We start from the raw sequence: 15,427 nt of genomic DNA, 5'->3' as shown, positions 1-15,427 counted from the left end.
TATGTCCTGGAAGGATAAAACCTGTTTTATTGATTTAGATGGGACAATGTATCGCGGGGATGAATTAATTGATGGTGCGATTGAATTTATTGATTATCTAATTGCACAGGATATCCCTTATTATTTCATTACCAATAATGCGATGCGTACGCATGCTCAAAATCGTGAAAAGATGGAACGTATGGGATTTCATGGTATACGTGATGAAGCTTTCTTTACCAGTGCCATGGCTTCTGCTGCATATGCGAAACGTTATTTAAAAGGCAATAAAGCATATTATATTGGACAGGAAGGAATGAAGGAAGCCCTTCTTGAACAGGGATTTATAATTGATGAACAGGAAGCGGATCATGTATTTATTGGTTTAGATGTACATGCAAGCTATGAACAGTATTGTAAAGCATTTAATCTGATACAAAAAGGTGCCACTTTGATAGGCACAAATGCTGATCGAAGACTTCCACATGGAGATGGTTATCGAATTGGTAATGGGGCAATCGTCGCAATGTTTCAATATGCCAGTGAATCTGAAGGCTTGATCATTGGGAAACCGAATGAAGCAATGATGAAAGAAGCGTTAAGCTTTGCCCATGTTGACGCAAGTCATTGTGTGATGATTGGAGATAATCTGGAAACAGATATTTTGTTTGGTATACAAAATCAGGTGGAAACGATTTTTGTGACCAGTGGCGTTCATGATGAACATGACGCAAAACGCATGGATATCCAGCCAGATATCATCGTACATAATTTAAAAGAACTCATATAAAAAATTCTGAAGCATATCATGAAATGAGGAGATTTCATGAACATTCAGAATTTTTTTCTTATATTTGAAGATGCAGGATTATTCCTGTATTCAATTTTAAAGGCATTTCTGCCACTTCCATCTTTAGAAGTACTACTTGTGCCATTGTGCTTAAAGAGTCCACAAAAATGGATATGGTATTCTATGATTGGTGCGGCAGGCACCTGTATCGGAGGTGCTATTGGTTATCTGCTGGCTTGGCGTATTGGTTCATCAGTATTAAAAAATATCGCTGCCAAAGAGGATATTGAAAAAGGGGAAGCATTGATGGAGCGTTATGGTGTCATTGCGGTTTTTATCGGTGGCATAACACCGCTTCCTGATTTTCTTTTAGCTTATCTTGCCGGCTTTACGCATATGCCATTTTTAAAATTCACATTAAGTGACGGTATTGCTAGATTATTGAGAAGTTTGTTGGTTACGTATTGTTTAAACCGTCTTCATACCATAATCAATGTTGATCGCTTTGGCATATGGATTTCCATCTTGATTCTGGTTTGGATGATATATGAATGGGTGAAAACTAGAAGAAAACTTCAGGCACAAAGAATATCAAAAAAATAAGGTAAGATCTGATCATCATCCATCTTTTCCGGATGCCATTGTACACCTAAGATAGGCAGCTTTTTATGTGCAATGGCTTCTACATACATTTCTTCACTATATCCAAGGGATTGTAAATCATCCCCTAATTTGCCAATCACTTGATGATGATAACTGTTGACGATGCATGGTGTTTGATATAACTGTGTCAAAACACTGCCACTGGCAAAATAAATAGAATGCATATGATTTTTCGCATGCGTTTTCTCATTCATATGTGTTAATAAAGAACCATGAAAATATAAATTAATGATTTGTATACCACGACAAATACCAAGAATTGGTTTTTTCTGTTTCACAAAGGCGTCTAGTACGATAAAATCAAAATGATCCATCATGGAAGCATAATACGTACATTCCGCTCTTTTTTCTTCTTGTACATAATACCCCTGTACATCATATCCACCAGGTATGATCAAACAATCACATATTGTTAATGCATGAATCAAGGATGTGTTGGATACAATAGGATAAATACTCCATCCAAGTGCTTCTATCGCTTTTACATAAGACGCATTCACAAACCATTTCTTTTGATCCTCAAAATCCTCTAAACGACCTATGATTCCTGCACATTTCAAATGCATCACCCCTATGTTTAAGATATGCATTCATGAATAAAACGTGAAAAAAGCATTATACAGATTTTGTATAATGCTTGCCCTGCCACGTATTGCGGCGTACCATTTCTTTATCAATATCATTTAAAACAACAACCTTTTTTAATGTCCAATCAGGTGCAATCAATTTATCCTTTACACCATCACCCGTTAATCGCTGAATGATGATTTCAGGAGGAAGAAGCTCTAATTGAGATACCACAATATCAATATATTCCTCTTTTGTTAGAATAGGGAATGGATGCTCTTTATACTCTTTAGCCATCTGGGTATCTTCCATAATGTGTAACATATGTATCTTTATGGCATGAATGGGCAGATCTGCGATTGCACGTACAGTATCTAACATCATTTCCTTGCTTTCATAAGGCAGGGAATTAATGATGTGTACACAGATTTTTAAATCCGTATGCTTTAAACGTTGGATACAGTCTAAGAAAGTCTGATAATCATGCCCACGGTTTACTCGTTTTGCTGTTTCATCATGTATGCTTTGTAATCCCAATTCTATCCAGATATCTTTTTGTTTCGTTAAAGATTGAAGATATGTAATCTTATCATCTTCTAAACAATCGCAACGTGTCGCAATGCTTAAGGCTACTACATCTTCACGATTCACAAAGGGATCAAAGGTTTTCTTTAAGGTGTCTAGTTTCGCATATGTATTTGTATATGCTTGAAAATAAGCGATGGCACTGCCATCAGGCCATTTGCGTTTCATCATTGCCTTACGCTCTTCAAACTGCGCAAATAGATCTTCATGAATATCCCCAGCATATTCTCCAGAACCAAGAGAACCACAAAAGCTGCATCCACCAACGCCGCAAGTTCCATCACGGTTAGGGCAGGAGAAATTTGCGTTTAATGCTACTTTAAATACTTTTTCATGATATTGATGCTTTAAATAATAATTCCATGTATGATAACGCTTGTTGTCATCACTGAAAGGGAAAGGATTTACTTTTTTCATATTCATCACCAGATGTATTTTATCATAAAATGAATAGAAAACTAAATGTAAATGATTGTAAGCAAAATATATGATTTTCAATAGAAAAACTTATTCCTTTTTTCGACAAATTATGCGATAATAATAGACACGCATATAGAGATTGAGGATGTTGTTGATATGAGTATAGAAAAGAAAGTCATCCAGTGTAAAAAATATCCGATTACCTATACACTGGTTATCAAACAGGTAAAAAATATAAATATGCGTATATCTCCAAAGGGAGAAGTTGTGGTAAGTGCGAATCCTTTTATACCGATGGAAAAGATTGATGATTTTGTGAGTAGCAAGATCTCATGGATTATTGAACATCAAAAGTCGGTGATGGAACAGAATGCGAAAACCATGATCAGCGATACGCATATCCTATTGTTTGGAAACGATTTAAAGATCAAGAAAAGCAAGGGAAAATACAATCATGTAAGCTATGACAACCAGTATCTGTATGTACAGATGAAGGAAGGCAGCGATATAGATAAAGTCATCAGACAGTTTTTAGATAAACTGTGCAAGGATGTATATACCGATGTTGCAATGATGACACATAAATCTCTGCATGATTATCAGTTACCATTCCCACAGATTAAAATCAGGGATATGAAAAGCCGTTGGGGAAGCTGTACACCGGCAAAGAACAGTATTACATTAAACAAGAAGTTGATTCATTATCCATTTGAGTTTATTGAATATGTGGTATTGCATGAGTTTGTACACTTTATACAGCCAAACCATTCCAAAGCATTTTATCACATTATAGAAAATTATATGCCAGATTATAAAGAGCGTATGAAATTAGTTGGATGAAAGAGAGCAGCCTATGATTAAGATTATTACAGATACGTCAGCCTTATTTACAATTGAAGAAGGAAAACGTATGAACATTGATGTATTGCCACTATGTGTAAGCGTAGATGATCACCATTTGCGTGATTTATGCTTTGACACAAACGAATTTTTAGAAAGTGTAAAGAATGGACATGTGCCATCTTCTTCACAACCTCCGATTGGAGATGTCATTGAAGCATTTGAACGTGCACAGGGGAATGATGTATTAAGCATCTGTATGGCAGATGGTTTATCTGGAACCTATGAAACAGCAACGATGGCTCGTGAACAAATGCCAGAAAAAGAAAGAATTCATGTTTTAAATTCTAAAACATTATGTGGACCACATCGTTATCTTGTGGAAAAAGCAGTACATTTACGTGATGCGCAAGAACCTATTCAGGTGATTATTGAGAAACTGGAAGAAAGTATTGCACATATGCAGTCTTTTCTGATTCCACAAGACTTCTCGTTTTTAAAACGTGGAGGCCGTTTAAAACCAGCAGCTGCAAGTATTGGTGGACTTTTGAAATTAAAACCTGTTATGCAGCAGGTAGATGATGGTAAACGATTAGATAAATATACGATCAAACGGACATTAAGCAAGGCCGTATCTGAAATAATGGAGAAGTTTAAAGAAATGGGAGTCAATCATGATTATATGATTTATGTATCTCATGCGGATGCTTTGGCAGATGCAAAAAAAATCATGGAACAGATCAAAGCTGTTTTCCATGATACAGAAATTCAGTTATTAGAACTATCTCCTGCCTTTATCACACAGGGTGGACCTGGATGTATTGCTATCCAGACAATAAAAAAATAAAGAAAGAATCAACGTTTAAATGCGTTGATTCTTTTTAAATATGACATATTGATCGAGAACAAAAGCCAAAACAGCACCAACTATATAACAAAGTAAATCACTCATCAAAAAGCCCTGACCTAATAATAGGCATAAAGGTGTTTGACGTAAAGCATTTAACCATGCTACATCAATCATTTGAGAAAACTCAATCATAAAGGAAAATATGATAGTGACAATCAAAATGAAAGATGCTTTTCTATCTGGCAAGAGCCATAAAAAGATAAAGTAAAACATGGATGCCCATAATGTATCTCCACCATATGCATGAAAGAAGGTGGGAAGGGGAAGACTACTTCTTGATAATAGGCCTAAAAGAATACAGAGGATGATCCATACAGATATCCATCCTCTGTTTCTTTTGGTATTACATCTCTCTGCCAATAACATTGGCAATTTTTCTGCCTTTACGAATAACTTCCGCAAAACGTTCTGGTTTCAATGACTGGGCACCATCACTCCATGCGTTTTCCGGATCATTGTGTACTTCAATAATCAAACCATCAGCACCTGCAGCGATAGCGGCAAGGGAAGCACTCTCAACAAGTTTCCAGTCACCAGTCGCATGACTTGGATCAATGATGATTGGTAAATGCGTTTTCTCTTTGATGATTGGCACAACACTTAAATCCAAAGTGTTTCTTGTATATGTTTCAAATGTACGGATACCACGTTCACAGAAGATAACATTTTCATTTCCTTCTGACATGATGTATTCCGCAGCCATGATCCATTCTTCAATTGTGTTGGCAAGCCCACGTTTTAAAAGGACTGGCTTATTGGTCTTACCAACTGCTTTTAACAGATCAAAGTTTTGCATATTACGGGCACCAATCTGAATTAAATCTACGTTTTCAATGAATTCATCCAGTTTATCAGCGCTCATGAGTTCACTAACGATAGGAAGTCCATAGGTTTCTCTTGCGTGAACCATACAGTTGACACCTTCTGTGCCCATACCCTGGAATGCATAAGGGCTGGTTCTTGGTTTATACGCGCCACCTCTTAACATATCGCCACCGGCTTCTTTGACAGCTTTTGCGATTTCCATAATCTGCGTATCACCTTCTACGGAGCAAGGCCCGCCAATCACAACGATTTTTTCATTGCCACCGATTTTGATGCCGGCAACATCAACAATCGTATCAGCCGGGTGAAATAAACGGTTGGCTTTTTTATATGGTGCCGCAATACGTGTTACATTTTCTACAAATGGATGTGCTTTTACCAGCTTTTCATCCACCTTGCTGGTATCACCGACCAACCCAAAGACATTGTAGTTGTCACCATAAATCATGGTAACAGATAAGCCTTTGTTTTCAAAGCTTTTTACAAGCTTATTGACCTCTTCCTTAGGTGCATCCTTCTTTAATGTAATAATCATAAGTTTATCCCTCTTCTTTCTTTATAATTTTTGACAATATGCATCAAACATTTGTTTGATCATTTCTATGACAGTACCAAGATCGTTATTGTTGTCGATACAGATATCTGCAGCTGCTTCATATAACGGCGCTCTTATATCCAGCATTTCCTGTATGGCAGCTTTACTCTTTGATAAAGGACGTGCATCGTCTACTAAAAGTTTGTCGATATCCCGTCTGATATAACAAAGCATACCATTTCGCTTTAAAGCATTAACGTTCTGTTTTCTTAAAATGCTGCCGCCACCTGTTGCAATCACAGCCTGCTTTTTCTGTGACAGCTGCAAGATTACTTTGGTTTCCAAATCACGGAAGTATGCTTCACCTTCATCCTGGAAAATGTCTTTGATTGATTTTTTAGCAATCTGTTCTATTTGTGTATCTACATCATAGAATTCTTTATGCAGATCTTCTGCTAATTGTCTGCCAATGCTGGATTTACCGCTGCTTGGCATTCCAATCAATACAATGGATGTCATTTCCTTCATCATATCACGATATATTTCGTGAATAGCATGATTTTCTATGCTTGTTGATAAAAAGTGTTCAACAGCAACTTTTGCCTGCGCTATCAGCATTTCTAGACCACCAATGGAAGGTACATTCTGATTGTTTGCCTGTACACAAAGGGAGGTACGAAGTGGATTATAGATAATATCCACCACATATTTTAAATCTTTGAAGGCAGTTAAATCAAGTGGGCAATCATCATCATGGGGATACATCCCACTTGGAGATGTATTAATGATGATATCTGCATCCATATGCTGCTGATAGACTTCATCATAACTGATGGTATTTGCACTTTTTGAACGGCGTACCTTTAAAATTTCTTTTGCATGGAAATCTTTTAAAACTTTTGTGATTGCTTTAGCGGCACCACCATCGCCAATCATCAATACCTTTTGACCTTGGATGGGAACACCATGGCGTTTTAACATATAAGCGAATCCATCATAATCGGTGTTATACCCATATAATCTGCCATCCCGGTTGACAATCGTATTCACACTGCCAATAGCCTGCGCTTTTTCATCAATTTCATCAAGATAAGCCATACAATCAATCTTATAAGGAATCGTCACGTTGATTGCCTTGAAATCATGCTGCTTCATGAATACTGGAAATTCTTCTTTTGTTAACGGACATAAATCATATGTGTAATCTGCCAGCTTTTCGTGGATTTCTTTGGAAAAACTGTGCGATAAATGTTCTCCAATCAGTCCATATTTCATAACTTCACCCCTTTTTTCGGAAAGTATCATGATATAAAAAGAAAAGCATCATGGTCATTTGCCTCGATGCTTTGTTACGCCCTGATAAATACAAAATAACCATTTGTTACATGGCTTTATCAGGGCTATCTAAAGTAAAAATAAAATTTAGAAGATGTTTGTTTCATCATAAATACCACTCCAATTGCCTCTAGCATACCGTATCTATTGAAAAAAAGCAAGTGTTTTTATGTAATTTTTATGAAAACAATGTAACAAAAAATGAAAAATCTATCAAAAAGAATAGACGAATTGACAAATTTCGACTATAATGTTCTAGTGAAAGGGGCATGTTGTATGTTGAAAATCAAAAATCTTACGATTGGTGATGGCATACCGAAAATCTGTGTACCTATGTGCAGTGCAAATGAAGAACAGCTGATAAAAGAAGCTGATGAAATTGCCGCAAAGCATGTGGATATCGCAGAATGGAGAATGGATCATTATGAAAATGTATTTGACATAAAGCGTGTGGTTTCTTTTGCGGAAACGCTGAAAAAGCATTTAGCAGATACACTTTTGTTATGTACCTTTCGAACAGGTAGAGAAGGCGGCAATCCGATTGCATTCGATGATAATCTTTATTTTGATATGAATAAAGCTTTGATTAAAAGCAGACACCTGGATATGATTGATTTAGAATTGTTCATGGATAAACTAAGATTAAAAGAATTGATTGCGACTGCGCATATCTATGGCGTTCATGTGATTATGAGTAATCATGACTTTCATCGAACACCGGGGAAAGAAGAATTAATGACACGATTGATGACCATGAAACGAATGGAAGCAGATATTTTAAAGATTGCGGTTATGCCAAAAAATGAAGAAGATCTGTTAACACTGTTAGAAGTGACACAACAGATGAAATCCAGAGTGCCAAAGCAGGCATTAGTGACGATATCCATGGGCAAACAAGGATTATTGTCAAGAATCAGTGGAGAGATTTTTGGTTCATCCATCACATTTGCTACAATGCATGGACAAAGTGCACCAGGGCAGATTCCATATGAAGAGCTTCAAAAAGTTTTACAGATGATCCATCAAAATCTAATGTCAGATGATATTTAGTAAATCGGTTTACTAAATGATGGGTTTGTGGTATATTACTATTGTATTCACTTAGTGAACATAGTAAAATAGTAATAGGAAAATTGTAACGGTTTACAAAATGTAGAGCTATAGAGAGGAGAAACCATGTACAAGATTATTAAGAAAGAAATTTTGAATCCTACGGTTACAAAAATGGTCGTAGAAGCTCCAGCGGTTGCAAAGAAAGCATTAGCTGGTCAGTTTATTATTTTGCGTGTTAATGAAAATGGAGAACGTATTCCATTGACGATTGCTGATTATGATAGAGAAAACGGTACAATCACAATCATATTCCAGATTGTTGGAAAGACAACCATGCTGTTGAATGAATTAAATGAAAATGACTACATCCAGGACTTTGTAGGTCCTTTAGGAAAACCATCTAATATTGAAGGTTTAAAAAAGGTCTGCGTTATTGGTGGAGGTGTAGGATGTGCCATTGCGTATCCTACAGCAAAAGCATTGCACGAAAATGGTGCTGAAGTAACTGTTATCACTGGCTTTAGAAATAAAGACCTTGTGATTTTAGAAGATGAACTCAAGAATGTCAGTGATCATGCATATCTTGTCAGCGATGATGGAAGTACAGGTACCAAAGGACTTGTGACAAACGTGTTGGAAGATTTGATTAATCAAGGTGAAACATTTGATGAAGTTATCGCGATTGGACCATTAATCATGATGAAATTTGTTTGCCAGTTGACAAAGAAATACAATATCAAGACGACTGTATCTATGAATCCAATTATGATCGATGGTACAGGAATGTGTGGAGGATGTCGTTTAACCGTTGGCGGAAAGACAAAATTCGCCTGTGTAGATGGACCTGACTTTGACGGTCATGAAGTAGACTTCGATGAAGCAATGAGTCGTGGAGCAACATATCGTGACTTTGAAGCAAGAGAAAGAGAAGCTACATGTAATCTGTTGAAGAAAGGAGATGCACAATAATGCCTAATATGTCTTTGAAAAAGGTAGAAATGCCTGTACAGGATGGAGAAGTAAGAAGAAATAACTTTGATGAAGTTACACTTGGATATACAAAAGAAATGGCGATGGAGGAAGCAGAACGCTGTCTGCATTGTCCTACAAAACCTTGTATCAGTGGATGTCCAGTATCTGTCAATATTCCTGATTTTATCGAACAGGTAAAACTGGGTGAATTTGAAAAAGCTTACCAGATCATTCACCAAACAAGCTCTTTGCCTGCTGTTTGTGGACGTGTATGTCCTCAGGAAACACAATGCGAGAGTAAATGTGTGCGTGGCGTAAAAGGGGAAGCAGTAGCGATTGGACGTTTGGAACGATTTGTTGCGGACTGGCATCGTGAAAATGTAAAAGAAGAAATTGTGAAACCAGAAAGCAATGGTCATAAAGTAGCTGTTGTTGGGGCAGGTCCTGCAGGGCTTACCTGTGCTGGTGACTTAGCAAAAAAAGGTTATCATGTATCTGTATTTGAAGCATTACATGTTGCAGGTGGTGTATTGATGTATGGTATTCCTGAATTCCGTTTACCAAAAGCAATCGTACAAAATGAAATCGAAGGCTTAAAGAACATGGGTGTAGATATTGAAACAAACATGGTAATCGGACGCAGTGAATCTGTGGATGATTTATTTGATGCAGGTTATGAAGCTGTATTTATCGGTAGTGGTGCAGGTCTTCCTAACTTTATGAATATGCCTGGTGAAAACCTGAAAGGTGTATATTCCGCAAATGAATTCTTAACACGTTGTAACCTGATGAAGGCTTATAAAGAAGGCAGTGATACACCAATTCAGCATCCAAAACGTGCTGTGATTGTTGGTGGTGGTAATGTTGCTATGGATGCTGCACGTTGTGCAAAACGTTTAGGCGTAAAAGAAGTAACAATTGTTTACCGTCGTAGTATGGAAGAACTTCCTGCACGTAAAGAAGAAGTAGAACATGCGATGGAGGAAGGTATTGTCTTTAATCTGTTGACAAATCCTGTACGTGTACTTGGCGATGAAAATGGCTGGGTTAAAGGTATGGAATGTGTGAAGATGGAGCTTGGAGAACCTGATGAAAGCGGCAGACGTCGTCCAGTTGAAATCAAAGACAGCAACTTTGTATTAGATGTAGACTGTATGATCATGGCAATTGGAACAAGTCCTAATCCATTGATCCGCTCTACTACAGAAGGCTTGGAAACAAATCGTAAAGGCTGTCTGATTGCAAATGAAAACGGAGCGACTACACGTGATGGCGTATTTGCCGGCGGGGATGCTGTAACAGGTGCCGCAACGGTTATCTTAGCTATGGGTGCAGGTAAAACAGCAGCGAAAGCAATTGATGAATATATCCAGAATAAATAACATAGAAAGCCTAGCAGGAATGCTGGCTTTTTTTTGGTTTCACAGAAAAACAAAAATATACATATATCATTATATTTTAGGAATCTTGCGAAATTTGTTATAAGAAAATCACTGAAAATTCAATGGAAGGGTTTACAGTTGGCAACAAAAATGTTATTATATTTACAGAAATAAGTACCTTATTTCTGATATCATAATATTGGCTCTATTATGATAAGAAGAAAGATTGTGCATTCTTTACATTCCTTCCTTTAATTGTTAGATTGCATAAGCTTTCTGAATTTATTCATATCGATTTCCTTTCGATAACCTAGTGAGAAGAACGTGATTCCTGTCACGTTCTTTTTACATCAAAAAACCAATGTGATTTCATGTGAAAATAAAAACTGGTGATTGTAAAATTAAAAAATACATGATATCCTACTAATGGTGATAACATGAAAAAGAAATACAGAAAATTGATTATCTATGGAGTAGCAGGCATCCTGTTCTTCTTTCTGCTGTCTTTGGTATTCCCAGGACTAATGTTTATCGCAAAAACAGGTGCTTTGCTTGTTTATGCCGGTGTTAGTTTTACCCAGATCTTAATGATGAGAAATATGCATGAGGATGTAGAAAAGCCAATCATCTTTACCATTGCTGTCACATTGATTATGGGATATTTACTGTTTTTTGTTTAAAATCCATTGACAAATATATGTGCATTTCGTTATACTAAACAAGTAAAGGCGATGAAATAAAGTAGTACCTGCGAAAGTGTTTTAGAGAGCAGCTGGATGGTGGAAAGCTGTACATGGAAACGGGGAACTCGTTATGGAGCCGATAGCAATATCCGTCTTACTTCGCGTTAAGAAGAAATGAAGGGCATTTTTCTTTTGTGAAAGATGAACTAAGGTGGTACCGCGTTAATACAACGTCCTTAGATACAAGGACGTTTTTTTTATGAATGTAAAGGAGAGAATTAGTATGGCATTCAATCATGTTGAAATTGAAAAGAAATGGCAGAAGTTCTGGCTGGAAAACAAGACATTTGCTTGTGATACCCATGACTTCAGCAAACCTAAGTACTATGTACTGGATATGTTCCCATATCCAAGCGGCAATGGTCTGCATGTAGGACACCCGGAAGGATATACTGCTACAGATATCATTGCACGTATGAAACGTATGCAAGGCTTTAATGTATTACATCCAATGGGATGGGATGCATTTGGTCTACCTGCAGAACAATTCGCAATTCAGACAGGAAATCATCCTGCTCAGTTCACAAAGAAAAATGTAGATCATTTCCGTGAACAGATCCAATCATTAGGTTTTTCTTATGACTGGGATCGTGAAATCTCTACTACAGATCCATCTTACTATAAATGGACACAGTGGATTTTTATTCAGTTATACAACAAAGGTTTGGCTTATGTAGATGAAATTCCTGTTAACTGGTGTCCAGAACTTGGAACTGTACTTGCCAATGAAGAAGTAATTGACGGTAAAAGTGAGCGTGGAGGATATCCGGTAATTCGTAAACCAATGCGTCAGTGGGTATTAAAAATCACGGAATATGCAGAACGTTTACTGGAAGATTTGGAATTATGTGACTGGCCACAATCCACAAAAGAAATGCAGATCAACTGGATTGGAAAATCACAGGGTGCCAACGTTATCTTTAAAATCAAAGATACCAACAAAGAATTCACAGTATTTACAACACGTTGTGATACATTGTTTGGGGCTACGTATTGTGTTATGGCACCAGAACATCCTTATGTAGATGAAATCTGTACACCTGAACAGAAACAGGCAATTGATGAATATAAGAAAACTTGTGCCAGCAAGTCTGATTTGGAACGTACAGAATTAAACAAAGAAAAGACGGGTGTATTTACAGGTGCTTATGCCATCAACCCGGTAAATGGAAAAGAAGTTCCAATCTGGATTTCTGATTATGTATTAGCATCTTATGGAACAGGTGCAATTATGGCTGTTCCTGCACATGATACACGTGACTATGAATTTGCTAAGAAATTTGGTATTGATATCATTCCAGTATTAGAGGGTGGCAATATCGAAGAAGAAGCATTCACAGAAGATGGTGTACATATCAATTCTGAATTCTTAAATGGTATGGGTAAACAAGAAGCAATCGATACCATGATCAAATGGCTGGAAGAACACAAATGTGGATGTGCAAAAACAACCTATAAATTAAGAGATTGGTTATTCTCACGTCAGCGTTATTGGGGAGAACCAATTCCTATCATTCATATGGAAGATGGTACAATGCGTACAGTTGATATCGATGAATTACCACTTGAATTACCTGAAACAAAAAACTTTAAGCCAAATGAACACGGAGAATCACCACTTGCACACTGTTTGGATTTCATCAATGTGGAAATTGATGGTGTTAAAGGAAAACGTGAAACCAACACTATGCCACAATGGGCTGGAAGCTGCTGGTATTATTTACGTTATATCGATCCTAAAAACAATGATGCAATCGCTGATCCAGAGTTATTAAAACACTGGCTGCCAGTTGATTTATATGTAGGTGGTGCAGAGCATGCCGTACTTCACTTATTGTATGCTAGATTCTGGCATAAGGTATTATATGACTGTGGTGTAGTCCCTACAAAGGAACCATTCCAGAAGTTGTTCCACCAAGGTATGATCTTGGGTGAAAACAATGAAAAAATGTCCAAATCAAGAGGCAATGTTGTAAATCCTGATGAAATCGTAGAAAGCCATGGTGCAGATGCACTACGTGTATATGAAATGTTTATGGGACCACTTGAAGCTGCACTTCCTTGGAGTACAACTGGCTTGGATGGTGCTAGAAGATGGTTAGATCGTGTATGGCGTTTATATACAGAATATGATAAATTCACAGATACCAATGATGGTAAATTAGATCGTGTATATCATGCGACAATTAAAAAGGTCACAAGAGATGTAGAAACATTAAATCTGAATACAGCAATTTCCCAGATGATGATCTTTATCAATGAATGCTATAAAGTGGACAGCATTTACAAAGAATATGCTATTGGCTTTTTAAAATGCTTTGCATGCTTCGCACCTCACTTAGGAGAAGAAATCTGGCAGAAGGTATTCCATAAAGATACAACGATTACGTATGAACCTTGGCCAACATATGATGAATCTAAACTGGTAGAAGATGAAGTAGAAATCATCGTTCAGGTAAATGGCAAGCTGCGTGGTAAATTTAAAACCGCAAAAGATAGCAGTGAAGATGTCATCAAAGAAACTGCAATGCAGATGGAAACAGTAAAAGCACAGATTGAAGGCAAAACCATTAGAAAAATTATTGTCGTAAAAGGCAGAGTTGTTAATATCGTAGCAAATTAATATATAAGGTGTGGTGATTCATCACACCTTTTTCTAAAAGGATGAAGATATCATGGATGCAAAGAAAATCGGGGCATTCATCAAAATGATGCGAGAAGAAAAAAAGATGACAATTGATGAATTTGCGAAAGCAGCTAATCTTGAATCAAAGGCAATCATAGAATATGAAGCAGGGGTAAAAAAATTAAACAGCAAAGAATTAACGAATATTTCCAAGGCATTACAAGTGCCGCTGATCAGTGTGATTTGGGGTGAAAAACCTAATTGGGAACAAAAACCGGCTATTCATAGAAAAGAAAAGTTGTAAAAAATCATGCCTGTAATATAAGATATTGGAAAAATACGGTGGTTTCATGCGGTTTCTGTTGCAAGCCCCTTGTTTTTTATGCTATACTAACTAAGGAAATTTGGAAGGTGATTAAAATGGGTAGACATTTTGAAGTACGTGCCGCTTCTATGGCAAAAACCGCAGCAGTAAAGGCAAAATTATATTCAAGATATGGTAAAGAAATTCTGATGGCAGCGAAAGCCGGTGTGCCTGATCCAGAAATGAATGCATCTTTGAAAAAAGTAATCGAACGTGCAAAAGCAAATCAGGTACCTGCAGATGTTATCAAAAGAGCAATTGATAAAGCAAAAGGTGGAACAACAGAAAACTATTCACCAGCTACATATGAAGGGTTCGGTTCTGGTGGAGCCGCAACTGTAATCATTGACTGTTTGACAGATAATGCAAACAGAACAATCGCTGATTTACGTGCTTGTTTCAATAAATCACACGCAAAATTAGGTGTTGCAGGATGTGTATCTTTCAACTATGAACACGTTGGTTTGTTATCTATCGCATACGAAGATGAAGAAGCGATGATGGATGCTTTGATTATGGCAGAAGTTGAATTAAAGGATATCGAAGTTGAAGATGGACAGATGAATATCACTGTGGAACCAACAGATTTGAATAAAGCAAAGGACGCAATTGAAGCATTGATTCCTGATGTAACATTTGACGTATTGGAAGATACTATGCTTCCTAATGAATATGTTACATTAGAAGGAGAAGATTTAAAATTGTTCCAGCGTTTGATCAACCTGTTGAATGAAGTAGATGATGTACAGCAGGTATATCACAACTGTGGAAATATTAACGATCCTGCAGAATAATGAAATGAAACGGGCAGAAATGCTCGTTTTCCTATATCACAAGG

The 15,427-nt window shown here is 37.0% G+C and carries 16 protein-coding genes and 1 other annotated feature; of the genes, 11 read left to right on the top strand and 5 right to left on the bottom strand.

The features are described 5' to 3' along the window. Position 1 precedes the first annotated feature (1 nt). Both DW114_RS10380 and DW114_RS10375 read left to right on the top strand, forming a co-directional pair. Positions 2 to 769 carry an HAD-IIA family hydrolase gene (locus DW114_RS10380; protein WP_117453684.1) on the top strand — a complete coding sequence of 256 codons (768 nt, stop codon included), beginning with the start codon at positions 2 to 4 and terminating at the stop codon, positions 767 to 769. Between the two features lie 36 nt (positions 770 to 805). After that, a complete protein-coding gene (locus DW114_RS10375) occupies positions 806 to 1,372 on the top strand; it encodes a YqaA family protein (RefSeq protein WP_117453683.1) in 567 nt (188 codons plus the stop codon). Here the strand turns inward: DW114_RS10375 and DW114_RS10370 are convergent. Together DW114_RS10370 and DW114_RS10365 are read right to left on the bottom strand one after the other, a co-directional pair. Continuing rightward, on the bottom strand, positions 1,345 to 1,998 hold the full coding sequence (locus tag DW114_RS10370; protein ID WP_233509562.1) for a gamma-glutamyl-gamma-aminobutyrate hydrolase family protein: 654 nt from the start codon (positions 1,996 to 1,998) through the stop codon (positions 1,345 to 1,347). The genes DW114_RS10375 and DW114_RS10370 overlap by 28 nt on opposite strands. A gap of 49 nt (positions 1,999 to 2,047) precedes the next feature. After that, entirely contained in the window at positions 2,048 to 3,001 is a 954-nt protein-coding gene (locus DW114_RS10365) for a TIGR01212 family radical SAM protein (RefSeq protein ID WP_117453681.1), read from the bottom strand. A 159-nt stretch (positions 3,002 to 3,160) separates the two neighbouring features. Here DW114_RS10365 and DW114_RS10360 point away from each other — a divergent pair, with 159 nt between their 5' ends. Continuing rightward, positions 3,161 to 3,844 carry a M48 family metallopeptidase gene (locus DW114_RS10360; protein WP_117453680.1) on the top strand — a complete coding sequence of 228 codons (684 nt, stop codon included), beginning with the start codon at positions 3,161 to 3,163 and terminating at the stop codon, positions 3,842 to 3,844. A 13-nt stretch (positions 3,845 to 3,857) separates the two neighbouring features. Then, complete coding sequence (locus DW114_RS10355; RefSeq protein ID WP_117453679.1) at positions 3,858 to 4,691, top strand: DegV family protein; 834 nt, start codon at positions 3,858 to 3,860, stop codon at positions 4,689 to 4,691. A gap of 15 nt (positions 4,692 to 4,706) precedes the next feature. Here the strand turns inward: DW114_RS10355 and DW114_RS21975 are convergent, their stop codons facing one another. Genes DW114_RS21975 through DW114_RS10340 form a run of 3 tightly spaced genes read right to left on the bottom strand, consistent with a single transcriptional unit; the run spans position 4,707 to position 7,389 of the window. Then, the gene (locus tag DW114_RS21975; RefSeq protein WP_117453678.1) at positions 4,707 to 5,120 is read right to left on the bottom strand and encodes a DUF2809 domain-containing protein; all 414 of its coding nucleotides are present in this window, start codon (positions 5,118 to 5,120) and stop codon (positions 4,707 to 4,709) included. Then, the gene (aroF, locus tag DW114_RS10345; RefSeq protein ID WP_117453677.1) at positions 5,098 to 6,114 is read right to left on the bottom strand and encodes a 3-deoxy-7-phosphoheptulonate synthase; all 1,017 of its coding nucleotides are present in this window, start codon (positions 6,112 to 6,114) and stop codon (positions 5,098 to 5,100) included. Before aroF ends, DW114_RS21975 begins: the two co-directional genes overlap by 23 nt. A 21-nt stretch (positions 6,115 to 6,135) precedes the next feature. Continuing rightward, the gene (locus tag DW114_RS10340) at positions 6,136 to 7,389 is read right to left on the bottom strand and encodes a shikimate kinase (RefSeq protein ID WP_117453676.1); all 1,254 of its coding nucleotides are present in this window, start codon (positions 7,387 to 7,389) and stop codon (positions 6,136 to 6,138) included. A 336-nt stretch (positions 7,390 to 7,725) separates the two neighbouring features. Here DW114_RS10340 and aroD point away from each other — a divergent pair, with 336 nt between their 5' ends. From aroD to DW114_RS10305, 7 genes are all read left to right on the top strand, one after another. Beyond that, positions 7,726 to 8,499 (top strand): type I 3-dehydroquinate dehydratase, encoded by a 774-nt coding sequence (gene aroD, locus DW114_RS10335; RefSeq protein ID WP_158552226.1) that lies wholly within the window; start codon positions 7,726 to 7,728, stop codon positions 8,497 to 8,499. A gap of 126 nt (positions 8,500 to 8,625) precedes the next feature. Further along, positions 8,626 to 9,471, top strand: coding sequence for a sulfide/dihydroorotate dehydrogenase-like FAD/NAD-binding protein (locus DW114_RS10330; RefSeq protein ID WP_117453674.1), 846 nt, complete (start codon positions 8,626 to 8,628; stop codon positions 9,469 to 9,471). Then, a complete protein-coding gene (gltA, locus tag DW114_RS10325; RefSeq protein ID WP_117453673.1) occupies positions 9,471 to 10,856 on the top strand; it encodes an NADPH-dependent glutamate synthase in 1,386 nt (461 codons plus the stop codon). The genes DW114_RS10330 and gltA overlap by 1 nt, the downstream gene beginning before the upstream one ends. A gap of 437 nt (positions 10,857 to 11,293) precedes the next feature. Further along, a complete protein-coding gene (locus DW114_RS10320) occupies positions 11,294 to 11,536 on the top strand; it encodes a hypothetical protein (RefSeq protein WP_117453672.1) in 243 nt (80 codons plus the stop codon). Between the two features lie 42 nt (positions 11,537 to 11,578). Beyond that, positions 11,579 to 11,780, top strand: a binding site (T-box leader). Positions 11,781 to 11,822: 42 nt separating this feature from the next. Further along, complete coding sequence (gene leuS, locus DW114_RS10315; RefSeq protein ID WP_117453671.1) at positions 11,823 to 14,222, top strand: leucine--tRNA ligase; 2,400 nt, start codon at positions 11,823 to 11,825, stop codon at positions 14,220 to 14,222. A 52-nt stretch (positions 14,223 to 14,274) separates the two neighbouring features. Next, positions 14,275 to 14,529, top strand: coding sequence for a helix-turn-helix domain-containing protein (locus DW114_RS10310; RefSeq protein ID WP_117453670.1), 255 nt, complete (start codon positions 14,275 to 14,277; stop codon positions 14,527 to 14,529). A gap of 116 nt (positions 14,530 to 14,645) precedes the next feature. Then, on the top strand, positions 14,646 to 15,383 hold the full coding sequence (locus tag DW114_RS10305) for a YebC/PmpR family DNA-binding transcriptional regulator (protein WP_117453669.1): 738 nt from the start codon (positions 14,646 to 14,648) through the stop codon (positions 15,381 to 15,383). The last annotated feature ends 44 nt before the right edge of the window (positions 15,384 to 15,427 follow it).

Origin of the sequence: Absiella sp. AM09-50, assembly GCF_003433845.1 — a bacterium.
GTDB lineage: Bacteria > Bacillota_I > Bacilli_A > Erysipelotrichales > Erysipelotrichaceae > Hoskinsella > Hoskinsella hominis.
Note: the sequence above shows the minus strand (reverse complement) of the source record. Positions and strands in the feature narration are given on the sequence as shown.